Source organism: Streptomyces sp. NC-S4 (assembly GCF_054353315.1).
Map to the genome: position 1 here is coordinate 2594585 of NZ_CM135937.1, position 22249 is coordinate 2616833.

A 22249-nucleotide genomic window follows, 5' to 3' on the forward strand; every position below is an offset into this window, starting at 1 on the left:
ACGCTTTTCTTGCGGGCCTGGCCTGGCTGTGGGTCACTGGCCGGGCTGCGGACTGGGCTGCGGGGCGGGCTGGGCGGCGGGCTGAGGAGCGGCGTCATAGGTGACGGGGAGCCCGGCGGGGGCGGTTCCCGTGGGGGCCACCTGGAGGGTCTTGAGCGCGAACTCCATGACCTTCTTGTAGATGGGGCCGCAGATCTGGCCGCCGAAGTAGCTGCCCTTCGTGGGGTTCTGGATGGCGCAGTAGACGGTGATGCGCGGATTGTCCGCGGGTGCGAATCCGGCGAACGAGGCGGTGTAGCCCTTGTAGCGGCCGGTGGCCGGATCCACCCGGTTGGAGGTGCCGGTCTTGCCGCCGACCCGGTAGCCGGGGATCTTCGCCTTGGTTCCGGTGCCCTCCTGGTCGTCGACCACGGATTCGAGCATCTCGGCGAGGGTCTTGGCGGTCTCCGCGCTGATCACACGGTTCTGCTCGGGGGCCGGGGCCGGGGTGAAGCGGCCGTCGGGTCCCTTGGTGCCGCGGATGAGCGTCGGCTCGATGCGGACCCCGCCGTTGGCGATGGTCGAGTACACGGAGGCCGCCTGCATGGCGTTGAGGGAGAGGCCCTGGCCGAAGGGGATCGTGTACTGCTGGGAGGTGGACCAGTCCTTGGGGGCGGCGAGGATGCCGCGGGACTCGCCGGGGTAGTTCAGGCCGGTGGGCCGGCCGATGCCGAACTTGGTCAGGTAGGAGTGCAGGACCTCGTTGGCCTCGGGCTGGGTGGGTCCGAGCTGGCCGGTGGCCAGGATGGTGCCGATGTTGGAGGACTTGGCGAGGACCCCGTTGAGGGTCAGGTACCAGGTCGGGTGGTCGATGTCGTCCTTGAACAGCCGGTCGCCCCGGTGGAGGCGGTTGGGCACCTCGACCCGGGTCTCGGGGGTGGCCTTCTTCTCCTCCAGCACGGCGGCCATCGACATGACCTTGGCGGTGGAGCCGGGCTCGTACACGTCCTGGAGCGCGGCGTTGCCCATGGCGGCGGAGCGGGCCCGGGTCAGGTCGTTGGGGTCGAAGCCCGGGGCGTTGGCCATGGCCAGTACCTCGCCGGTGCGGGTGTCCTGGACGATGACGTAGCCGCGGTCGGCCTCGGACTTCTGGACCTGCTCGGCGATGGCGCTCTGCGCCGCCCACTGGATGTCCCGGTCGATGGTCAGCTGGATGTCCTCGCCGGGGACGGCGGGCTTCTCGTTGGAGTCGGCGGTGGGGACCTGGCGGCCGCCGGACTGGGCGTAGGTGATCTCGCCGTCCTTGCCGGACAGCTTCTTGTCGAGGGAGGACTCCAGGCCGCCGGCGCCCTTGCCCTCGGCGTTGACGTAACCCAGTATCCCGGCGGCGAGGTCGCCGTTCGGGTACACCCGCTTGCTGCTCGTCTCCTTGAACACGCCGGCGAGGACGTTGGCGCCGGGGCCGTTGGCCCGCTTGTCGGCCGCCGCCTTGTCCGCGAAGACCCGCTTGAGGTCCTTGATCTGGTTCCAGACCTGGGGGGTCTGGCGCTGGGCGAGGACGACGTAGCGGGAGTTCTTGGTGCTCAGCCGCTCGGTGAGTTCCCTGGCGTCCTTGCCGAGGATGGGCGCGAGGAGGGCGGCGGCCTGCTGCGGGGCGTCCGGGGCCTTGCTGTCCTGCGGGGTGAACATCTTCGGGTCGGCGGTGATGTCGTACGCGTCGACGCTGGTGGCGAGGGCGACACCCCGGCGGTCGGTGATCTCACCGCGCTCGGCGGCCAGCTTGACGCTGGTGTAGCGGTTCTTGGAGGCCTCGGCGGAGAACGCGGCGGCGTCGACGGCCTGGACCTGGAGCAGGCGGACCACGAAGGCCAGCATGACGAGGGTCAGGCCGACGCCGACCAGGCGCAGCCGGGGGCGCGGGCTGCCGAGCCGGATCGTGTGCGGGGCGCGGGGGCCCGCCGGCCGCCGGGTCGCGGGGCGCGAGGCCGGGCGGGCGCCGGCGCGGGCCCGGTCGCCGGCCCGGGGCGGCCCGGCCGGTCCGGGCACCCGCCGCCGGGGCGGCTCCTGCGGGCTCACGCGGTCACCACCGGGGCGGCGGCGGGGCTCCGCCCCGGACCCCGTGCCCCGCTCGCCGGCGGGGCCGGATCTGCCGGGTCCGGGGAACCGGGGACACTTCCCGGCGGTGGCTGGGGAAGGAAGGGCGGGGTGGGGAACGGCCCCGCGGGGATCCGCGTCACGACGTCACCGACCTGGGTTGGGGGTGGGCTGCTGTGGCAAAGGCTGGGCCGGGGGCGCGGCTGCCGGGCCCTGCGGGGCCGGGGGCGACGCCGCGGGTGCGGCCGGGGAGGCGCCCGGGACCGCCGGCGGAGCCGGGGTCGGGGTCGGTGACGGCGGGGCCTCGGCGACCGCCGGGCTGCCGGCGACCTTGCCGTCGGGGCCGATGAAGACCGGGCTGCCGCCGGGGACGAGGCCCAGCTCGTGCGCCCGCCGCTGCAGCGCGTCGGGCGCGGAGTAGGCGTCGACGTCGCGCTGCAGCGCCTGTTCCTCGTCGGTGAGGGCGGTGGTCTCCTTGCGCAGCTTGCTGAGCTGGAAGGAGCCTTCGTTCAGTGCCGAGTTCAGCAGCAGCAGGCTGATCAGGCCGCCGCCGAGCAGGGCCACGACCAGCAGGACGAACGGCATCCGGGCCGCCTGCCCGCCGGGACGCGGGCGGGCCGGGCGGCCGCCGAGCGCCCGGCCGAGGCGGGCCGCCTGCCCGCGGGTCAGCGTGGCGACCTTCCCGGCCTTGGTCACAGTCGCGCCTCCCGGATGCGTTCGACGCCGCGGAACCTGGCCGGGGCGGCCCGCCGGTTCTCGGCGATCTCCTCCTCGGTGGGCAGCTCGGCGCCGCGCGTGAGCAGTTTCAGCTTCGGCTGGTACTTCTCGGGCACCACCGGCAGGCCGGGCGGGGCCGTCGAGGTCGCGCCGGCCGCGAAGACCTGCTTGACCAGGCGGTCCTCCAGCGAGTGGTAGGAGAGCACCGCGATCCGGCCGCCGACCGCGATCCGGTCCACCGCCGCCGGAATGGCCCGCTCCAGCCCGGAGAGCTCTCCGTTGACCTCGATCCGCAGTGCCTGGAAGGTCCGCTTCGCCGGGTTGCCGCCGGTCCGCTTGGCTGCCTGCGGAAGGGAGTCACGGATCAGTTCGACCAGCCGGGCGCTGTTGGCGAAGGGCTCCTTCTCCCGCTCCCGGACGATCGCCGAGACGATTCGCTTGGCCTGCTTCTCCTCGCCGTACTGGCGCAGGATCCGCACCAGCTCGCCCGGCGCGTAGGTGTTGAGCACCTCGGCCGCGCTGATGCCGGTCGTCTGGTCCATGCGCATGTCCAGCGGCGCGTCCTGGGCGTACGCGAACCCGCGGTCCGCCTCGTCCAGCTGCATGGAGGAGACGCCCAGGTCGAAGAGGATGCCCTGGACGGCGGGGATGCCCAGCCCGTCCAGGACCTCGGCGAGGTCGGCGTAGATCGCGTGGACGAGGGTGGCCCGGTCGCCGAAGGGCGCGAGCCGCTCGCCGGAGAGCCGCAGGGCCTCCTTGTCGCGGTCGAGGCCGATCAGGTGGGCCTCGGGGAACCGGGTGAGCAGGGCCTCGCTGTGGCCGCCGAGGCCGAGGGTGCAGTCGACGACGACGGCCCCGGGCCTCTCCAGTGCCGGGGCCAACAGGTCCAGGCACCGCTGGAGCATCACCGGGACATGTCGGGACTCGCTAGTCAAAGCGCCCTCTCAGATAACGGCGCGGCAGGCGTACGCACCACCGGATCCCCGCATCCGCGACCGGCGCCGGGGAAGGTGGCGCCGGTCGGCCGGTGAGCGGGAGAGGGCCGGGCCGTACGTACGCGCCGCGCACGCGGAGTGTTCATCGGGGGCCGGGCGGCCGGTCAGGGCCGGGCTCCGGCCGGTTCGCGTCACTTTAGTGCAACGGTCGCCGCGGTCAACGAACCGCCCCGCGCGGCGTGCACGGCTCGCGGCCCGAACCGGCAAATGCCGCGAATCACCTGAAAAGCCTCCTCACGCCCACCCCTGTGGGTTAGCTCACAACAAGCCTCGTTGGCGTTCTTTGTCCGCTCTCACGCGGGGCCACGACCCGCCGTGACCACTAACGTCGTAGCCATGACGACTTCCGCATCCCTGCCTGCCGAGTCCACGTCCGAGGCATCCGTCGGCGGATCCGTCACCGACCGGCTGGTCGAGGCGAATCAGCGTTACGCCGCGCAGTTCTCCGACCCCGGCATGGACGCCCGCCCCGTCCTCAAGGTCGCCGTCGTGGCCTGCATGGACGCCCGCCTCGACCTGCACAAGGCCCTCGGGCTGGAACTCGGCGACTGCCACACGATCCGCAACGCGGGCGGTGTGGTCACCGACGACACGATCCGCTCCCTCACCATCAGCCAGCGGGCCCTGGGCACCCGCACGGTGATACTCATCCACCACACGGGATGCGGTCTCGAGAACCTGACCGAGGACTTCCGGCACGAGCTGGAGGACGAGGTCGGCCAGCGTCCCGCCTGGGCCGTCGAGGCCTTCCGTGACGTCGACCAGGACGTTCGCCAGTCCATGCAGCGGGTCCGCACGAACCCCTTCCTGCCCCACAAGGACGATGTGCGAGGCTTCGTCTTCGATGTGCACACCGGGCTCCTGCGGGAGATCGATCCCAGCTCCTGAGTGACACGGGGCCTTGACGCCGTCAAGAATGCGGGATGGCACCACCCGGGATCCCCCGGGACCGGTGTCCGTGTTTCGGGGTGGGCCGGTTCATGCGCCAAGGGCGTCGGCCCTGGAAATGGGCCGAGGAGAACCAGGTGACGACGTACGACGACCGAGCGAGCCTCGCGGATCTGACCAGCACGGTGGAGCGGGTGCGCCAGTCGGTCGAGAGCGTGATCGAAGGCAAGCCCGAGGTCGTCCGCCTCGCGCTGACCGTGCTCCTCGCCGAGGGCCACCTGCTGATCGAGGACGTCCCCGGCGTCGGCAAGACGATGCTCGCCAAGACGCTCGCCAAGTCCATCGACTGCTCGGTCCAGCGCATCCAGTTCACGCCCGACCTGCTGCCCTCCGACATCACCGGTGTCAGCATCTACGACCAGCAGCGCCGCGAGTTCGAGTTCAAGCCGGGCGCGATCTTCGCGCAGATCGTCATCGGTGACGAGATCAACCGCGCCTCCCCCAAGACCCAGTCCGCGCTGCTGGAGTCGATGGAGGAGCGCCAGGTCACCATCGACGGCACGACCTACACGCTGCCCAGCCCCTTCATGGTCGTCGCCACCCAGAACCCGGTGGAGATGGAGGGCACGTACCCGCTGCCCGAGGCCCAGCGCGACCGCTTCATGGCCCGCGTCTCCGTCGGCTACCCCAGCCCCGAGGCCGAGCTCCAGATGCTCGACGTGCACGGCGGCATCTCCCCGCTCGACGACCTGACGTCCGTCGCGCACTCCCACGAGATCGTCAAGCTGATCGAGGCGGTCCGCGAGGTCTACGTGGCCGAGCCCGTCCGGCGCTACGTCGTCGACCTGGTCTCCGCCACCCGCACCCACCCCGACCTGCGGCTCGGCGCCTCGCCCCGCGCCACCCTGCACCTGCTGCGCGCCGTGAAGGCCTCCGCCGCGCTCGCCGGCCGGGACTACGTCCTGCCCGACGACGTCCAGGCCCTGGCCGCCCCGGTCCTCGCGCACCGGCTGCTGCCCACCGCGCAGGCCCAGCTCAACCGCCGCACCGCCGAGCAGGTCGTCGGCGAGATCCTGCAGCGCACCCCCGTCCCGGCCGCGCACGCCCGCGGCGAGATGCCGCCCGGCGCGGGCGCCCGGGGCTTCTGATGAGCGCCGGTGCCCCGCGCGGCGCCGGTGGCCCGGGGGACGGCGGCGGACTGCGCGCGTCGCTGTCCGGGCTGACCACCCGCGGCCGCTCGTTCCTGGCCGCCGGGATAGCGGCCGCCGCCTGCGCGTACGTCCTGGGCCAGGGCGAACTGCTGCGGGTCGGCATGCTGCTCGCCCTCCTGCCGCTGGTCTGCGTCTACGCCCTCCACCGCACCCGCTTCCGGGTCTCCGGCAGCCGCCGGCTCAGCCCGGGGCGGGTCCCCGCGGGCAGCGAGGCCCGCGTACAGCTGCGCATGGACAACGTCTCGCGGCTGCCCACCGGCCTGCTGATGCTCCAGGACCGGGTGCCCTACGTACTGGGCCCGCGCCCGCGGTTCGTGCTGGACCGGGTCGAGCCCGGCGGCCGCCGCGAGGTGTCCTACCGGGTCCGCTCCGACCTGCGCGGCCGCTACCCGCTCGGCCCCCTCCAGCTGCGCCTGTCCGACCCGTTCGGGCTGGTCGAGCTGACCCGTTCCTTCAGCACCTACGACACCCTCACCGTCATCCCGCGCACCGAGCCCCTGCCGCCCATCCGCCTGGCCGGCGAGTCCAACGGCTACGGCGACGGCAGCCGCCGCTCCCTGGCACTGGCCGGCGACGACGACGTGATCCCCCGCGGCTACCGGCGCGGCGACGACCTGCGCCGGGTGCACTGGCGCTCGACCGCCCGCTACGGCGAGCTGATGGTCCGCCGCGAGGAGCAGCCGCAGCGCAGCCGGGCCACCGTCCTGCTGGACACCCGGCGCCTGGCCTTCGACGGCGCCGGCCCCGACTCCGCCTTCGAGTGGGCCGTTTCGGCGGCCGCCTCCAGCCTGGTGCACGTCCTGGAACAGGGCTTCTCCGTACGGCTGCTCACCGACACGGGCGACGCGGCGCCCGGTGAGGGCGGCGGCGGATTCTCCTCCGGCGGGCAGGAGTCCGCGGAGGCCGCCGGGCTGATGATGGACACCCTCGCGGTCGTCGGGCACTCCGACGGCGCCGGGCTCTCCCGCGCCTACGACGCGGTGCGCGCCGGTGGCGGCGCCTTCGGCGGAGCCGGCGGTGACGGGCTCCTCATCGCCTTCTTCGGCGACCTGGACGACGTGCAGACAGAACTGGCCGCCCGGATGCGCCAGCGCACCTCGGGTGCGGTGGCCTTCGTACTGGACTGCGCGAGCTGGGGCGGACAGCCCGCTCCGGGGCACGACGTGCCCCCGCTGGAGGAGCGGCTGCGCAGGCTGCGCGACGCGGGCTGGACCGCGCTGGCCGTCCCGCCCGGGGTGGCCTTCGGCGAACTGTGGCGCCAGGCCGGGACCGCACGCGTCGGCACGGGAACCTCCGGAGGTCGGGAATGAGCGGGCGGGCGAAACTGACGCTGTTCGCGGCACTGGCGACGCTGCTCACCGCGTGGTCGCTGAATCCGCTGGTGGACTCGCAGGCCTGGCTGCTGCAGGCGGTGCTGCTGCTCGCCGTGCAGAGCGCGGTGGGCGCCGGGGCCCGGCGGGTGCCGTTGGCCCGGACGCTGACCGTGGCCGCGCAGGCGCTGGTGTCGCTGCTGGTGCTCGCGTTCCTGTACGCCGGCAAGGGCGAGTCCCACGGGGACGGGCCGCTGGCCTACCTGGTGACGGACTTCGGCGCGCTGTTCAACCAGGGCCTGCGGGACGTGGGCGAGTTCGCGATCCCGGCTCCGCTGACGGACGGCATCAAGCTGCTGCTGGTCTCCGGTGTGCTGCTGATCGGGCTCCTGGTGGACGCGCTGGCGGTGACCCTGCGCACGGCCGCCGCGGCCGGACTGCCGCTGCTGGCGCTGTACTCGGTGGCCTCGGGCCTGGCCGGCGGCGGGGACGCCTCCTGGTTCTCCTTCCTGCTCGCGGGCTGCGGCTACCTGATGCTGCTGCTGTCCGAGGGCCGTGACCGGCTCGCCCAGTGGGGCCGTGTCTTCGGCGCGGCCCCGCGCCGGGGCGCCGCCGACTCCGGCCTCGGCAACGGGGCGGGCGGGCAGGCGACGGCGCCCGTGAAGTTCGGGCGGCGGATCGGCGCGGTGACCCTGGGCCTGGCGCTGGCGGTGCCGGCCGTACTGCCCTCGCTCGGCGGCGGACTGCTGGGCGGCAACCAGGAGGCCGAGGAGAGCGGCGGCGGCACGGGCGGGACGATCTCGGCGGTCAACCCGCTGGTCTCCCTGCAGAGCAACCTGAACGCGCAGGACAACCGCGTGATCCTGAAGTACCGGACGAACAGCCCGCAGCAGGCCGATCAGTACCTGCGGATCCTGGCCCTGGACGAGTTCAACGGCGTCAAGTGGGAGGCCTCCGGGCGGGCCCTGACCGACGTGCCGGAGCAGCTTCCGCCGCCGCCGGGACTGCGCTCCCCGGTCAGCGGCACCGCGGTCGAGGTCACCACCAGCATCTCGGCGGCGGACTACTACACCCAGCGCTACCTCCCGATGCCGTATCCGGCGACGTCGGTGGCCATAGGCGGCAAGTGGCGGTTCGAGCCGGCCGGCCGGACCCTGGTCGGCGATCAGCTGGGCCGGGACCGGTTCCAGAACGTCCAGGGCGCCGAGTACACCGTGCGCAGCCTGCTGCTGAAGCCGACGGCCCAGCAGCTCCAGAAGGCCGCCGATCCCGACCCGGCGGTCCGGGAGGAGTACACCAAGCTCCCGGACAACCTGCCGCCGGTGGTCGCCGAGCGGGCCCGTCAGGTGACGCAGGGGGCGAAGGACGACTACACGCGGGCCGTGAAGCTGCAGGACTACTTCGCCGTGAACGGCGGGTTCCGCTACAACACGAGGACGGCCTCGGGCACGGGTCCGCAGGCGGTCGCCCGGTTCCTGGACGACAAGGAGGGCTTCTGCGTCCACTTCGCCTTCTCGATGGCGGCGATGTCCCGCTCGCTGGGCATCCCGGCCCGCGTCGCGGTGGGCTTCACCCCCGGCGAGAGGCAGTCGGACGGCAGCGTGAACGTGTCGATGCGCGACGCGCACGCCTGGCCCGAGCTGTACTTCGAGGGCGTGGGCTGGACCCGCTTCGAGCCGACGCCCCGCTCCGGCATCAACATTCCCGACTACTCCCGGGCACAGACGCCGGCCGCCCAGCCGTCCGCGCCGGCGCCGCTGCCCTCGCAGAGCCCGTCGGCGCCGTCGACGGCGCCGACGGCGACCCCCGAGTGCCCGCCGGCCCTGAAGAAGCTCGGCGAGTGCGACGCCGCGGCGCCCGCGCAGCACGCGGGTGACGGCGGCGGGCCGTCGGTGACGGCGGTCCTCGGCTGGACGGCGCTCGCGGTGGCCGTGCTGGGCGTGCCCCTGCTCCCGCTGCTGTGGCGGACCCGGCTGCGGGCCCGGCGCCTGGCGACCGGGGAGGTCCTGACGGCCTGGCGGGAACTGGGCGACACCGCCTGGGACGCGGGGGTGGCCCCGGACGGGGCGCTATCCCCGCGCCGGGCGGCGAGCCGGATCGTGGACCTGGGGCGCCTGGAGCCGGAACCGGCGGCGGCCGTGCACCGGGTCGCCGGTGCGGTGGAGCGGGCCCTGTACGCGCCCCCGGGCGCGGAGGTCTCGTACCCGGAGCTGGCGGACGACGTGCTGCTGGCCCGTACGGGCCTGCTGGCGTCGGCGGACCGGCTCCCCCGGCTGCGCGCGCTGCTGCTGCCGCGCTCGGCGGCCCGCGTCTCCTGGGCCGTCTCGGCCCGTTGGGCCGCGGTCACCTCGGCGGTGTCGGCCCGCCTGACCGCCGTGCGCCTGCGGCTCCCGCTGAGGGGCCGCGGCTGAGCAGGACCTGGAGCGGGGGGCGGAGGCTCCGTGCGGAGTCTTCGCCCCCGCCGGGTGACGTCAGGCGGTTTCGGTGGGGAGACCGGCCTCGACCCAGTCCTGGATGCCCTCGCGGTACTTGCGTACGTCGGTGTAGCCGAGGGCGGTGAGCCGGTCGGCGACCTGTCCGCTGTTGGAGCACGCCGGGTTGGAGCAGTACGTGACGATCGCGGCCTCGCGGTCGGGGAGCACGGTGGACGCCTGGGCGTCGACGTCCGCCGGGGCCAGCGCCAGGGCGCCGGGCAGGTGCTGCCGGGCGTAGTATTCGCCGCCGAGCGTGTCGACGACGGTCACGGCGCCGTCCTCGATCGCCGCCGCCAGTTCGTCACGTGTGATGAGTACAGTCATGCCACTGCCTCCAAAGGAATCGGACTACAGTCCACTTATGGCTCACGACAGTAACGGACTGCAGTCCGGTTCGCCAGTGCCCCTGGAACTCCTGCGGACGCCGCCGCCCAAGGAACGTGCGGACGCGGCCCGGAACCGGGCCGCCGTGCTGGAGGCGGCCGCCAGGCTGTTCGCCGAGCAGGGCGTCGAGACGGTGTCCATGGACCAGGTGGCAGCGGCCGCCGGCGTCGGCAAGGGCACCCTGTTCCGCCGGTTCGGTGACAAGTCGGGGCTGGCCACCGCGCTGCTGGACGCCCGCGAGCGCGTACTGCAGGAGGCGGTCCTGTCCGGGCCGCCCCCGCTGGGCCCCGGGGCCCCGGCCGACGAGCGCCTGGCCGCGTTCCTCGACGCCTACTTCGACTTCCTGCTGGAGCATCTGGCGCTGGTCCGGATGTCCGAGACCGCCACGCCCGGAGCCCGGTACAGGATCGGGGCCTACCGGTTCTGGCACCGCCACGTGGCGATCCTGCTCTCCACCGCGCCCGACCCCGACCACGCCGCCCACGCCCTGCTCGCCGCCCTGGCGGCCGAGCACGTCGCCGCGCTCCTGCCGGAGCTCGGCGAACAGCGGATGCGTACGGGCCTGCTCGGCCTCGCCCGCTCGGCGATGTGAGGCCCGCTCGGCGGCGTGACGCCCGCCCGCGCACCGCGGGCCGCCGCACGATCCGCCGGACCCGCGGACGCGAGAAGGCGGCGAGGCTCGATCCCCCCGAGCCCCACCGCCTTCTCCCGTCCTGCGTCACCGGGTTCGCGTCCCCCGTCCCGGTCACGGAAGGAGGCACCCGGTCCGCTCCGCAGCCCCGTGTCGGCGGTGCGGACCGGGTCTCCTGTCCGTTGCTCCCAGTCTGCCGTCCGCGCAGGTGGGAGCCCATCCGCGCACGTACTCATCTCCGCGCCTAGGTACGGGTACTCAGCCGCCGCGGCCGGCCCCACCAGTTCTACGGGGCGGCACGCCCGCGCGGCACCGCCGACTGGGGGGTGTGGTGCGCCGGGACTCAGCGGTTGCCGCTGACCCGGCCCCTCAGCAGCAGCGACAGCGCCGAGTGCACGTCGTCCAGGGACCGCTCGCTCTGGAAGGACTGCCAGTCCAGCGCGGCCACCAGCACCATCCCGACCATCGCGGCCGCCGTGAGCGGCACATCGATCTCGGCGCTCAGCTCACCGCGTTCGACGCCCTCGCGCAGCACCTTCTCCACGACGGCTACCGCCTCCTGACGGACCACCATCAGCGTGGACTGCCAGGCGCGGTTGGTGCGCCACAGCTCGGCGACGTAGAGCTGGGTGAAGGCCGGGTACCGGTCGATGAAGACGAGCCCCGCGCGGATCATCGCGTCGAGCGCCTCGACCCGGCTGCCGCCGCGGGCCTCCGTCTCCTCCGCCGCGGTCCGCAGGGAGGCCGTCAGCAGGCCGACGCCGTGCCGGAGCAGCTCCTCGAACAGCTCGTTCTTGCTCGCGAAGTTGTAGTAGACGGTGCCCTTCGCGACTCCCGCCCGCTCGGCGATCTCATCGACCGTGGTCGCGGAGAAGCCCTGCTCGGCGATCAGGGTGACGGCCGCTTCGTAGAGCTTCTGCCGGGTGATCGCACGACGGCCCCCGCCGGTGCCCGTACCGGTGCTGCTGCTTTCCATGGCGCTGATTGTCACAGGTCAACACGTCCCTACAGGCTCAGTTCCGGGTGCAGCCGGTCCATGGTCCACACCTGCTTGCCGCGGGCGGCGAGCGCGGTGAGGGCCAGGGCGCCCGCGGTGAAGGCCAGCAGGACCGCGCCGCCCTGCCAGACCGGGGCGAGGTCGCCGCCGGTGATGAGGCGGCGCAGGCTCTCGACGATGTACGACATCGGCAGGTACGGGTGGATCCAGTTGAAGAAGTCCGGGCTGGTCTGAACGGGGTACGTACCGCCCGCCGAGGTCAGCTGGAGCATCAGGACGGCCAGCACCAGGATGCGGCCGGCGGCGCCGAACTTGGCGTTGAGCCACTGGACGATCGCCGCGAAGCAGCCGGTGACCAGGATCAGGAAGCCGATGGTGAGGGCCGGGTGGGCCATCTTCAGGCCGAGGCCGGGCGCCCAGTGCAGGACGGACATCAGCAGGGCCACCTGCGCCGTGCCGAGGCCCGCCACGGGCAGCCAGCCGGCGAGGGCGACCCGCCAGGGCGAGGCACCGGCGGCCAGGGCCCGCCGGTTCAGCGGGGCGATCAGCATGTAGGCGACCATCGCGCCGACCCAGAGGGAGAGCGGGATGAAGTAGGGGGCGAAACCGGTGCCGTAGTTGGGCGCCTTGTGCAGGGACTGGTTGGCGAGCTGGATCGGGTCGGCCATGACCTGGGTGCGCTGGTCGCGCTGCTGCTGGTCGTAGTCGGGGATCTTCCCGGCCCCCTCGTGCAGGCCGCCGGCGAGCTCGCCGGTGCCGTCGACGAGCTTGTACATGCCGCCGTCGAGCTGGTGGGCGCCGTCGCCGAGCTTGCCGACGCCGTCGGAGAGGGCGCCGGAGCCGTTGGTGGCGGTGCCGATGCCGGTGTGCAGCTGGGCCATGCCGGCGGACACCTTGTGGGCACCGTCGTTGAGGGCGTTGACCTTGGCGACGGCCGCGTCGAGGTCGCCCGCGAGCTGCGGGGCCTTGTCGACGAGCACGCGCGCCTGGTTCTCCAGATCGGTGAGCTGGGTGCGGAGCTTGGCGACGTCGCCGCTCGCGTTCTTGGCCAGGACGCTGACGTCCCCGCTGAGCTCGGCGGCCTCGGCCGTGCTGTCCCGGGCCGCCTTCAGGTCGGCGCAGGAGGCCAGGTGCGGTTCGCCGCCGGGGGTCACGCACTGCTTGGTGTAGTAGGTGTTGGTGATGGTGGCCGCCTTCTTGGCAGCAGCGGCGGCGGCCGGGGCCTTCTCGACGAACTTGTCGAGGTGGTTGCGGACGACCTTCGCGCTGTCGGCGACCAGTTCGGCGGTGTCGGCCAGGTTCTTGGGGTCCTTCACGAAGGGACGGGCCTTGTCCGCGGCCCCGTTCACCTTGTTGGCCAACGCCTGGGTGCCGTCCGCGACGCCCTTGGAACCGGTCTCCAGCTTGCCGGCCGCCGTGTTCAGCTTCTGCAGACCGCTGTTCAGCTCGCCCGACTTCTCCTGCGCGGTGTCGAGGCCGTCGGCGAGCTCCTTGGCTCCCTCCTTGGCCTTGCCCGCGCCGTCCTTGAGCTTGTCCGCGCCGTCGGCCGCCTCGGCGGTCTTGTCGTGCAGGTCGGAGAAGTTGACGAAGATCTTGTCGAGGAAGCCGCGGGAGGCGTTGGCGGACGCCGCGGAGCGGACCTCGGCGAAGACGGAGCGCGAGATCGAGCCGACGATGTAGTTGTTGGCGTCGTTCGTGCGGACCTGGAGCGCCCCGGTGGTGGGGTCGTCGCCGGAGCTGGAGGCGATCTTCGCGCTGAAGTCCTCGGGCAGGGTCAGGGTCAGGTAGTACGTACCGTCCTCAAGGCCCTTGGCCGCCTCGTCGGCGCTCGCATAGCGCCAGTCGAAGGACTTCTTGCTGGCGTGCAGCTTCTCGGCGATCTCGGTGCCGACGTCGATGCGCTTGCCGTCGACGGTCGTGCCCTTGTCGGAGTTGACGATGGCGACGGGCACCTGGTCGAGCCGCTTGTACGGATCCCAGAAGGACCACAGGTACAGGGCTCCGTAGAGCAGCGGCAGCAGGAGCAGCGCGACGAGAGCGGCCCGGGGCAGCTTCCCCCGCCCGAACCGCTTCAGCTCAAGCGCGGCCAGCTTCGGCGAGCGCATCGTCCGCCCCCTTCGTGTCGTCGTTGTCGGTGTCGTGCTTCGAATCGTTCTCGGTGTCGCTCTTGCTGCCGTTCTTGCTGTCGCTGCCGGCGTCGGCGGCGGGCTCGGCAGGTGCGGCGGGTGCGGCGGGCTCCTTGGGCGAGGTCCGCAGGACGATCGCGTCGGCGGGCGCCTCGCTGCACACCGCGAGGACGGTGGTCCCGCGGGCGGCGACCGAGCGGAGCAGGTCCCAGGCCTGGGCGCGTTCGGTGTCCGACAGCTTGAGGTCGAGGTCGTCGAGGGCCAGCAGCCCCGGGGAGCCCAGCAGCGCGATGGCGACGGACAGCCGTACGGACTCCAGGCGCTCCAGGTCCCGTACGGAGGTCCGGCCGCCCTTGGGCAGCGCGGCGAGGTCCAGCCCGGCGGCCTCCAGGGCCGCGGCGATCCGCGCCTCGGCGACGGCACGGCGCTCGGCCCGGGGCCGCAGCATGGCGCGGACGGGGGCGCCGTAGTGGCGCTGGAGCAGGGCGCCCTCGCGCAGCTGCTCCGCGACGGTGAGCGCCTGGTCGAGCTCGTTGACCCCGGTGACCGGGCCGAGTGCGGCGATCCGGCGGACCGCCGTCATCCGCTTCGGCAGCCGGTGGCCGCCGACCTCGGCGTGGCCCCGGGTGGGCTTCATCCGCCCGGTGAGGGCGAGGAGCAGGCAGGTGCGACCGCTGCCGGAGGGGCCTTCGACCGCGATGAGCGAGCCTGGCGCCGCGTCGATCCCGACTCCCCGGAAGGCCCAGCCGCGCGGGCCCTTGAGTCCGAAGTCCTCGGCCTTGACGGCCGCGCCGTGCGGGCTGTCCACGCCGTCCCCCTTCTTTTTGAACTGACCGGTCAGTTCAAAAACTAGCATCCTTCTGCGCAGCAGGCGCACAGGAGGGGGGAGTTGCCCGGTTCGTGACCGTAAAAGCGCAGGTCAGCGCAATTGTCAGTGGGGCCCGTCACGATGGGGGCAACGCATCGACAGGAGGTTCGTCATGGCCACACCGTCCCCGTCCCCTGTCCACCCCGTCCTGCGCAAGTCGACGGCCCCACCGGCCGCCCTCGACCTGCTCGCCAAGGCCCACAGCGGCCTGGCCGAGGCCGCGCGGCTGACCCGCCCGAACGAGCGCTACGCCACCGCCCACCTCGCCGCGCTGCGCACCGCCGCGGCCGTGCTCGCCGCCCGCGCCCGGCCCGAACCGGTCGGCCCGCGGCGGCGGCCCCGGATCCGCAGCGCGTGGGAGGTGCTGCCGGAGATAGCGCCGGAGCTGGCCGAGTGGAGCGCGCTCTTCGCCTCCGGCGCCGCACGCCGGGCCAGGGCGGAGGCCGGGATAGCGGACGCGGCGAGCTGCCGGGACGCGGACGACCTGGTGCGGGCGGCCTCGATGTTCCTTCGCCTGGTGGAGCGGATGCTCGCCGTCCGGGCGGCGCCCCAGCCCCTGGACAAACCCCTGCCGCAACCGCGTCCGGAGCATCCGGACGCGGGATGAGCTGCCCGGCGGCGGAAGGCAATAGGGTGGGCCAGGACCGCTCATCCTTTACCGCGCCGAGGAGCCATCAGCCGTGTCGGACACTTCCCGCCCCCGTGCCTCCCTTCGCACCGCCGTGGTGTGGGAGGTCCTCAAGGAGGCGCTCGACCGCCGGGTGAAGGCGACCGGGCGGGATGTCCTGGACGTGCTCGACACCGGTGGCGGCACCGGCAAGTTCGCCGTGCCGGTGGCCCGTCTGGGCCACCGGGTCACGGTGGTCGACCCCAGCCCGAACGCACTGTTCGGACTGGAGCGCCGGGTGGCCGAGGCCGGTGTCGCCGATCTCGTGCGCGGGGTCCAGGGCGATGCCCAGGGCCTCTTGGACGTCGTCGAGCAGGACGCCTACGACGTGGTGCTGTGCCACGGCGTGCTGGAGTACGTGGACGACCCGGCCGAGGGCGTGGCGAACACGGTGGCCGCGCTGCGGGCCGGTGGCACGCTGAGCCTGCTGGCCGCCGGCCTCGGCGGGGCCGTGCTGGCCCGCGCCCTGGCCGGGCACTTCACGGAGGCCCGTACCGCCCTCACCGACCCGGCCGGCCGCTGGGGCTCCGGCGACCCGGTACCGCGCCGCTTCACCGCCGATCAGCTCTCCGAGCTGGTCGGTGGTGCCGGCCTCGCGGTCGGTGCCGTGCACGGCGTCCGGATCTTCGCCGACCTCGTGCCCGGGGTCCTGGTGGACACCGAGCCCGGCGCCGTGGAGGCACTGCTGCGTCTGGAGGAGGCCGCGGCCGAGCTGCCCGCCTTCCACGCCGTCGCCACCCAGCTGCACGTCCTGGGCGAGAAGCAGGCCTGAACGGCGACCGTCCGCGCGGAGTCGGCCGCACACCCTCCGATCCGCCGGCCGGCCCCGTATGATCAGGTGCAAGACCGGCATGGTGGACGGACCATTGGGGAATAAGGGCCTCAGTGACCGCCCCCGCGGCGGTACGGTTTTCACGCAGCGCTTTCACCGGCTGCATCATTTCTGGGCCGTGTCCAATTGGAACGCGGCGTAGAGGGCGGGTGTCACGGGGGCGATTCCCCGCCTATCCTGAAGGGGACCCCTGGTCGCCACCCCCGCGACCGACGGATGAGGAGGACTCCCGTGCCGCTCTCGGAGCACGAGCAGCGAATGCTCGAGCAGATGGAGCGAGCGCTGTACGCCGAAGATCCCAAGTTCGCGACAGCGCTTGAGGGAAGCGGACTGCGTACGTACACCCGGCGACGGGTCTACCAGGCAGTCGCAGGCATTGTGGTGGGTATCGCGCTCCTCATGACCGGTGTGATCATTCCGAACGTGCTCTGGATCAGCGTGGTGGGTTTCCTCGTCATGCTGGGATGTACGGTCCTGGTGGTCACCGGTTGGCGCAAGGCACCCAAGCCTGGCGAGCAGCCCGTCTCCGGAAGTACCGGTGGTTCGGCCCATGGCCGCAACCGGCAGCGTCGGTCGATGATGACCCGCATCGAGGAACGGTGGCAGCGCCGCCGTGACGAACAGGGGCACTAGCCCCGGACAACGTGGGTGAGGGGATGGCCGCCGTGCGGCCGTCCCCTCACTTTTCTGCGTTCCCGTACGGCATGATGATCCGATGAGTGTGCTCCCCCTGGTCTTCACCAGCGGCTGGGCCAGTGGGATCAATGCTTACGCCGTGGTCCTCCTGCTCGGCATCTTCGGCCGCACCGGCCTGACCGACGACGTCCCCGCCGCCCTGCAGCGCACGGACGTGCTGGCCGTCGCGGCGGTGCTGTTCCTGTGCGAGGCGATCGCCGACAAGGTCCCGTACATGGACTCGATATGGGACACCGTCCATACCGTGATCCGCCCGGTCTCCGGCGCGGTGATCGGCGCGCTGCTGGCCGGGCAGACCGGTTCGCTCCCCGAGATCACCGCCGCCGCGGTCGGCGGCTCCACGGCTCTGGCCAGCCATTTCGTCAAGGCCGGCACCCGGATGGCGATCAACACCTCGCCCGAGCCCTTCACCAACGTGGGGATGAGCATCGCCGAGGACCTCGGCGTGGCCGGGCTCGTCACCTTCGCGATGTTCAATCCCGAGGCCGCCGCGATCATCGCCGCCGTGCTGCTGGCCATCGGGCTGGCCATACTGGTCTTCCTGTGGAGCCGGATCCGCCGGTTCCTGCGTCGTCGTGCCCAGCGCCGCGAGGAGAAGCGGCTGGCCGCCGGGGCCCGAAAGACCACCGGGGCCCCACCCCGCTGACCACCGGGCCACCCGGTCACCGGGTCGCCGGGGCACCGGGGGCGGTCGATAGGCTCGGCCGCATGGCACGAATTGCGGTGATCGGCGCCGGCATGGGCGCGATGGCTACGGCGGCCCGGCTGGCCGTGGCGGGGCACCAGGTGACGGTGTACGAACGCGGGACGACCTACGGCGGAGCCGTGGGCCGGTACGAGCGCGAGGGCTTCGCCTTCGACACGGGGCCCGGGCTGCTGCACCTGCCGGCCGTCTACCGCGACCTCTTCGTCAAGACCGGCAAGCGGCCGCTGGAGACCTGCGTCGACATGGTCCAGGTGGACCCGGCCGTCCGGCACGTCCTCCCCCACCACGGCATCGACGTCACCCTGCCCGGCGCCTCCCACGGCGGTGTCGCCGCAGCCCTGGAATCGGCCTTCGGACCGGGTGCGGGCGAGCGCTGGAACGCCGTCCTGGGCCGCGCCCGCGACGCCTGGGACGCCACCCGGCGCCCGCTGCTGGAGGAACCCCTGCGGTCCGGCGCCCGGCAGAGCCTGGGCGGCGACCCGTATCCGGCCCTGCGCCGCAGCGGCCTGCTGCGCCGCCGTACGCCGACCCTCGCCGAGGTGGCCGACCGGGAGCTCGGCGGCGCCCTCGCGGAGCTGCTGACCGGAGTGGTGCGCGGGTACGGGATCGACCCCGCCACCGCGCCCGCCTCGGCGGCGGTGCTCCCGTACATGGAGCAGACCTTCGGCAGCTGGTACGTGCGCGGTGGGATGCGGGCCCTGGCCACCGCCGTGTACGAGCGCTGCCTGGAGCGCAAGGTCGCCTTCGTCTTCGGGGCGGAGGTCCGGGAGGTCCTGGTCACGGACGGCCGGGCGGCCGGTCTGCGGCTGGCCGACGGCAGCGAGGCGGCCGCCGACACCGTCGTGTGCGGGATCGACCCCCGGCAGCTGCCGGCCGGCTCACTGCCGTGGCCGCCGGAGGCGGTCCCCGCCCGCGGGGACGGCGTACCGGGCCGGATCACGCTCCTGCTCGCGCTGCGCGGCTCCCGGCCCGCGACCGCCGTGCACCGCACCCTGGTCCACGCCCCCGGGGCGCAGGTCACCGTCATGCGCCCGGACGACCCGGCGACCCGGCCCGACGGGGAGCACGAGGCGGTCACCGTGAGCGCCGTACCCGGGCCCGGGACCTCGGACCCCGCCGAGCTGCTGAACCTCGCGGAGAAGGCCGTACAGGGGTTGCGGGAGCGGCTGTTGTGGCACGAGGTGCGCACCCCGGCCGATATCGAGGCGGCGACCGGGGCGCTGGGCGGCGCGGTGCCCCCGCCCGCCCTCGCGGGCGCCGGGGGCCGGCTGCTCCAGCCGGCCAACACCACGGCCGTGCCCGGGCTGTACCTGGCGGGCGGCTGGGCCCACCCCGGCGGCGGGCTGGCGCACGCCGGGATGACGGGGGCCCTGGTGGCCGGACTGATCGTGGAGGGCGCGGAGTTCCGCGGCTCCCAGTGAGCCGTCAGTAGCGGTACTGCTCGTACCCGCCCTGCTGGGGGTACGGGTACTGCTGCGGCGGCTCGCCCTGGTCCTCCATCGGGTAGGGCTGGCCGGCACCGTCGGTGGACCGCTGCTGCGGGACCCAGACCCCGCCGGGCGGGGTGTCCGTGGAGTACTGCTGCTGCCCGTAGTCGGCGTACGGGGTGTAGTCGTACGGCTGGGGCGGGACCATGCCGCCGCCGGTGCCGATGTACGGGTCCGAGTAGGCGGCGTACACCTGCTGCTGGTCACCCGTCGGGTAGCCGCCCGAGTAGTCGTAGCCGCCCTGGTTCTGCTGGTCGTAGTACGCCGCGTACTGGTGGGCGTCCTGCTCGGCCGTGGTGAACGGCGAGGCGAAGGCGGCCGTCCGGTCGGGCTCGGGCGCGAGACTCTGTATCCCGTAGGACCCGGTGTCCTCGGGCACCGGCTCCGGGCTGTAGACGGCCGGAGGCGCGTCCCGGAACGACCGCTCCTGCGCCGCCCCGTCCTCGGCACCGACGCCACTGTCGGCGTCGGAGGCGTCGTCGGCGTCGTACTGCAGCGCGGTGACCTTGAGGGCCGGCTCCTGCTTGGTGCCCGCGGCCCGGCGGCGCCGGGGCTGCGGTGCGGACTCCCCGCCGCGGCGCAGCGCCCAGCCCGCGACGAAGCCCTTGCGGAAGGACAGCGTCACCAGGGTCTGGCCCACGGCGAACGCCAACGCGCCGGCGCCGATGACCGGCACCGACGGCAGTATCACCCCGGCGACGACGCCGAGGAATCCGGCGAAGGCGAGCAGGCGCCAGCGCAGCCGGGCCTTGTACTGCATCAGGACCTCGGCAAGCAGCCACAGCGCGACGAATCCGAACGCGATGTAGAGGACCGTCATTCCCATGCGTGGCCCCTCTCGGTACGGCCGCCGGCTCGGGAACGGGGACGGCCGTTCAGGCCCGCTGGTGCAGGCCCAGGTTCTCGTAGATTTCGAGAGTCGCCGTGGAATTGTTGAGCGTGATGAAGTGCAGCCCCGGGACACCCTCGGACAGCAGCCGCGCGCAGAACTCCGTGGCGAACTCGATGCCAATGGAGCGTACAGCGGCCGGGTCGTCCTTGACGGCGAGCATGCGCTCTTTCACGTCCGCGGGGAAGACCGCGGTGCTCAGCTGGGGCAACCGGTCGAGCTGCTTGATGCCCACAACAGGCATGACCTCGGGGATGATCGGGGTGTCGCAGCCCTCCTTCTCGACGCTGTCGCGCAGCCGCAGATAATTCTCGGGATCGAAGAACATCTGGGTGATCGCGTAGTCGGCGCCCGCGCGGCACTTGTCCACGAAGTGCCGGATGTCCGTGTCCCAGTCCGAGGAGCGGGGGTGCATCTCGGGGAAGGCCGCGACGCCGACGCAGAAGTCCCCGGACTCCTTGAGCAGCCGCACCAGGTCGGCCGCGTAGTGCACGCCCTCCGGGTGGGCCACCCACTCGGCCATCGGGTCGCCCGGCGGGTCGCCGCGCAGGGCGAGCATGTTGCGGATCCCGGCGTCGGCGAACTGGCCGATGACGTGGCGCAGCTCGGCGACCGAGTGGTCCACGGCGGTCAGGTGCGCGACCGGGGTCAGCGTGGTGTCCGCGGCGATCTCCTGGGTGGCCTTGACGGTGCCGCCGCGGGTGGAGCCGCCGGCTCCGTAGGTCACGGAGACGAAGCTCGGGGATACCGCCTCGACCCGGCGCAGGGCGTTCCAGAGGTTTCGTTCACCCTTCTCGGTCTTCGGGGCCCAGAACTCGAAGGAGTACGAGCGCCCGGACGCGAGAAGGTCGCGGACGGTGTGTGCACGGTCCGACCAGGTGGAAGCGGTACCAGAGGCCATGTGGGCAGGTTAGACGCGGCCCGGCGGACACCGAAGCCTTGTCCGCCTTTTGGACACGTTTTTGGACACTTGAGGGGCGCGGTCTGGCCGGAAGACGTCCGTACGGGGTATCGCGACCGCCCCGGTCGGGTCCGGGCGGACCGGATTCAGCCGAGGCGGGCCCGGACCCGCTTCGCGAGCTCCGCGGCGGCCGCGCCGGGGTCGGTGGCCTCGGTCAGGGCGCGGACGACCACGATGCGGGTGGCGCCGGCGTCCAGCACCTCGTCCAGGTTGGAGCCGTCGATGCCGCCGATGGCGAACCACGGGCGGTCCTGCTCCAGGGCGGCGGCGTAGCGGACCAGGTCCAGGCCCGGGGCGTGGCGGCCGGGCTTGGTGGGGGTGGGCCAGCAGGGGCCGGTGCAGAAGTAGTCCACGCCGTCTTCGGCGACGGCCGCGTCCACCTCGCCCTCGGCGTGGCAGGACCGGCCGATCAGCACCCGCCCGCCGAGGATGGCGCGGGCCGCGGGGACGGGGATGTCGCCCTGGCCCAGGTGCAGGACGTCCGAGCCGATGGCGTGGGCGACGTCGGCGCGGTCGTTCACGGCGAGGAGCTTGCCGTGGCGGCGGGCGGCCTCGGCGAAGACCTGGAGGTGTTCGAGTTCCTCCCCCGCCTCCATGCCCTTGTCGCGGAGCTGGACGATGTCCACGCCCGAGGAGAGGACGGCGTCGAGGAACTCGGGGAGGTCACCCTGGCGCTTGCGGGCGTCCGTGCAGAGGTAGAGCCGGGCGTCGGACAGCTGCATGGGTGTACCCCCCGTGATGGAGGCGGTGTACGGACCGGGCCTCGGCCGTGGGCCCGTACACCGCTGTGGAGCGAAGGCGATCAGGTCAGAGGGCGAGCGCCTGAGCGCGGCGCTTCACCTCCGTGCCGCGATTCTCGCTCAGCGCCTGCACGGGGGTGCCGGGCAGGGTCGGATCCTCGGTGAAGAGCCATTCCAGGATCTCCTCCTCGGTGAAACGGTCGTCGCGCAGCACGGTCAGCAGGCCGACGAGGCCCTTGACGACCTTGTCGCCGTCGATGAAGGGGGCCGGAACCTGCAGGGAGCGGTTCTCGCCCCGGCGGACGGCGATGAGCTGCCCCTCCTTGACCATCTGGCGGACCCGGGTCACCTCGATGTTCAGCATCTCCGCGATGTCGGGGAGGTACAGCCATGAGGGGACAAGGGCATCGATCTTTGCGTCAATCTCGGTCACGGACACAAGCCTGCCATCTCGGCTCCGCCGCCGGTACCTGGGCGGCCCCGTCCGGGTCGCGGCCCGTGCCGGGACTCCGCCCCGGACCGCTCCGCAAAGCCGGCGAGGCCGAATCGCCCTGCGGGCAATCCACCCCACCGGGCGGACGGCGGCAGCCGGAATCC

General features: G+C 72.9%; 21 protein-coding genes. 10 read left to right on the plus strand and 11 right to left on the minus strand.

What is annotated here, in order from left to right; all coding sequences use genetic code 11:
* Window positions 1–33 precede the first annotated feature (33 nt).
* The 3 genes from ACXNSR_RS11285 to rsmH form a co-directional block, all read right to left on the minus strand.
* On the minus strand, window positions 34–2055 hold the full coding sequence (locus ACXNSR_RS11285) for a peptidoglycan D,D-transpeptidase FtsI family protein (protein ID WP_458641942.1): 2022 nt from the start codon (window positions 2053–2055) through the stop codon (window positions 34–36).
* A gap of 165 nt (window positions 2056–2220) precedes the next feature.
* Window positions 2221–2769 carry a hypothetical protein gene (locus ACXNSR_RS11290; protein ID WP_458641943.1) on the minus strand — a complete coding sequence of 183 codons (549 nt, stop codon included), beginning with the start codon at window positions 2767–2769 and terminating at the stop codon, window positions 2221–2223.
* Window positions 2766–3695: a 16S rRNA (cytosine(1402)-N(4))-methyltransferase RsmH gene (gene rsmH / locus ACXNSR_RS11295; RefSeq protein ID WP_327388655.1), complete on the minus strand. Its 930-nt coding sequence runs from the start codon at window positions 3693–3695 to the stop codon at window positions 2766–2768. Before rsmH ends, ACXNSR_RS11290 begins: the two co-directional genes overlap by 4 nt.
* 363 nt (window positions 3696–4058) lie before the next feature.
* Here rsmH and ACXNSR_RS11300 point away from each other — a divergent pair, with 363 nt between their 5' ends.
* The 4 genes from ACXNSR_RS11300 to ACXNSR_RS11315 all read left to right on the plus strand — a co-directional run bounded on the left by ACXNSR_RS11300 (window position 4059) and on the right by ACXNSR_RS11315 (window position 9605).
* Window positions 4059–4673 carry a beta-class carbonic anhydrase gene (locus ACXNSR_RS11300; protein ID WP_458641944.1) on the plus strand — a complete coding sequence of 205 codons (615 nt, stop codon included), beginning with the start codon at window positions 4059–4061 and terminating at the stop codon, window positions 4671–4673.
* 137 nt (window positions 4674–4810) lie between these two features.
* A complete protein-coding gene (locus ACXNSR_RS11305; protein ID WP_458641945.1) occupies window positions 4811–5821 on the plus strand; it encodes an AAA family ATPase in 1011 nt (336 codons plus the stop codon).
* Window positions 5821–7194, plus strand: a complete 1374-nt coding sequence (locus ACXNSR_RS11310) for a DUF58 domain-containing protein (RefSeq protein WP_458641946.1) — start codon at window positions 5821–5823, stop codon at window positions 7192–7194. Before ACXNSR_RS11305 ends, ACXNSR_RS11310 begins: the two co-directional genes overlap by 1 nt.
* Complete coding sequence (locus ACXNSR_RS11315) at window positions 7191–9605, plus strand: transglutaminase family protein (protein WP_458641947.1); 2415 nt, start codon at window positions 7191–7193, stop codon at window positions 9603–9605. Before ACXNSR_RS11310 ends, ACXNSR_RS11315 begins: the two co-directional genes overlap by 4 nt.
* A 60-nt stretch (window positions 9606–9665) precedes the next feature.
* Here ACXNSR_RS11315 and ACXNSR_RS11320 read toward each other — a convergent pair whose 3' ends face one another.
* Window positions 9666–9992 carry a rhodanese-like domain-containing protein gene (locus ACXNSR_RS11320; RefSeq protein WP_458641948.1) on the minus strand — a complete coding sequence of 109 codons (327 nt, stop codon included), beginning with the start codon at window positions 9990–9992 and terminating at the stop codon, window positions 9666–9668.
* A 37-nt stretch (window positions 9993–10029) separates the two neighbouring features.
* Here ACXNSR_RS11320 and ACXNSR_RS11325 point away from each other — a divergent pair, with 37 nt between their 5' ends.
* Complete coding sequence (locus ACXNSR_RS11325) at window positions 10030–10644, plus strand: TetR/AcrR family transcriptional regulator (RefSeq protein WP_458641949.1); 615 nt, start codon at window positions 10030–10032, stop codon at window positions 10642–10644.
* A gap of 382 nt (window positions 10645–11026) precedes the next feature.
* Here the strand turns inward: ACXNSR_RS11325 and ACXNSR_RS11330 are convergent, their stop codons facing one another.
* The 3 genes from ACXNSR_RS11330 to ACXNSR_RS11340 are packed head-to-tail and all read right to left on the minus strand — an operon-like array spanning window position 11027 to window position 14614.
* Window positions 11027–11659: a TetR/AcrR family transcriptional regulator gene (locus ACXNSR_RS11330; protein WP_237404093.1), complete on the minus strand. Its 633-nt coding sequence runs from the start codon at window positions 11657–11659 to the stop codon at window positions 11027–11029.
* A gap of 29 nt (window positions 11660–11688) precedes the next feature.
* Window positions 11689–13785 (minus strand): YhgE/Pip family protein, encoded by a 2097-nt coding sequence (locus tag ACXNSR_RS11335; protein WP_458641950.1) that lies wholly within the window; start codon window positions 13783–13785, stop codon window positions 11689–11691.
* A complete protein-coding gene (locus ACXNSR_RS11340) occupies window positions 13757–14614 on the minus strand; it encodes an ATP-binding cassette domain-containing protein (protein WP_458641951.1) in 858 nt (285 codons plus the stop codon). The genes ACXNSR_RS11335 and ACXNSR_RS11340 overlap by 29 nt, the downstream gene beginning before the upstream one ends.
* 172 nt (window positions 14615–14786) lie before the next feature.
* Here ACXNSR_RS11340 and ACXNSR_RS11345 point away from each other — a divergent pair, with 172 nt between their 5' ends.
* From ACXNSR_RS11345 to ACXNSR_RS11365, 5 genes are all read left to right on the plus strand, one after another.
* On the plus strand, window positions 14787–15281 hold the full coding sequence (locus tag ACXNSR_RS11345; RefSeq protein WP_458641952.1) for an SAV_6107 family HEPN domain-containing protein: 495 nt from the start codon (window positions 14787–14789) through the stop codon (window positions 15279–15281).
* A 73-nt stretch (window positions 15282–15354) separates the two neighbouring features.
* Window positions 15355–16113, plus strand: coding sequence for a methyltransferase (locus tag ACXNSR_RS11350; protein ID WP_458641953.1), 759 nt, complete (start codon window positions 15355–15357; stop codon window positions 16111–16113).
* Window positions 16114–16404: 291 nt separating this feature from the next.
* Window positions 16405–16806, plus strand: coding sequence for a DUF3040 domain-containing protein (locus ACXNSR_RS11355; protein ID WP_327735052.1), 402 nt, complete (start codon window positions 16405–16407; stop codon window positions 16804–16806).
* An 82-nt stretch (window positions 16807–16888) separates the two neighbouring features.
* The gene (locus tag ACXNSR_RS11360; protein ID WP_458641954.1) at window positions 16889–17515 is read left to right on the plus strand and encodes a DUF4126 domain-containing protein; all 627 of its coding nucleotides are present in this window, start codon (window positions 16889–16891) and stop codon (window positions 17513–17515) included.
* Between the two features lie 62 nt (window positions 17516–17577).
* Window positions 17578–18996, plus strand: coding sequence for a phytoene desaturase family protein (locus tag ACXNSR_RS11365; RefSeq protein ID WP_458641955.1), 1419 nt, complete (start codon window positions 17578–17580; stop codon window positions 18994–18996).
* A 4-nt stretch (window positions 18997–19000) separates the two neighbouring features.
* Here ACXNSR_RS11365 and ACXNSR_RS11370 read toward each other — a convergent pair whose 3' ends face one another.
* The 4 genes from ACXNSR_RS11370 to ACXNSR_RS11385 all read right to left on the minus strand — a co-directional run bounded on the left by ACXNSR_RS11370 (window position 19001) and on the right by ACXNSR_RS11385 (window position 22085).
* A complete protein-coding gene (locus tag ACXNSR_RS11370) occupies window positions 19001–19888 on the minus strand; it encodes a hypothetical protein (protein WP_458641956.1) in 888 nt (295 codons plus the stop codon).
* A gap of 49 nt (window positions 19889–19937) precedes the next feature.
* Window positions 19938–20852, minus strand: coding sequence for a methylenetetrahydrofolate reductase [NAD(P)H] (metF, locus tag ACXNSR_RS11375; protein ID WP_458641957.1), 915 nt, complete (start codon window positions 20850–20852; stop codon window positions 19938–19940).
* A 146-nt stretch (window positions 20853–20998) separates the two neighbouring features.
* Window positions 20999–21634: a thiamine phosphate synthase gene (gene thiE, locus ACXNSR_RS11380; protein ID WP_458641958.1), complete on the minus strand. Its 636-nt coding sequence runs from the start codon at window positions 21632–21634 to the stop codon at window positions 20999–21001.
* An 85-nt stretch (window positions 21635–21719) separates the two neighbouring features.
* Window positions 21720–22085, minus strand: coding sequence for an Rv2175c family DNA-binding protein (locus tag ACXNSR_RS11385; protein WP_030724382.1), 366 nt, complete (start codon window positions 22083–22085; stop codon window positions 21720–21722).
* Window positions 22086–22249 lie beyond the last annotated feature (164 nt).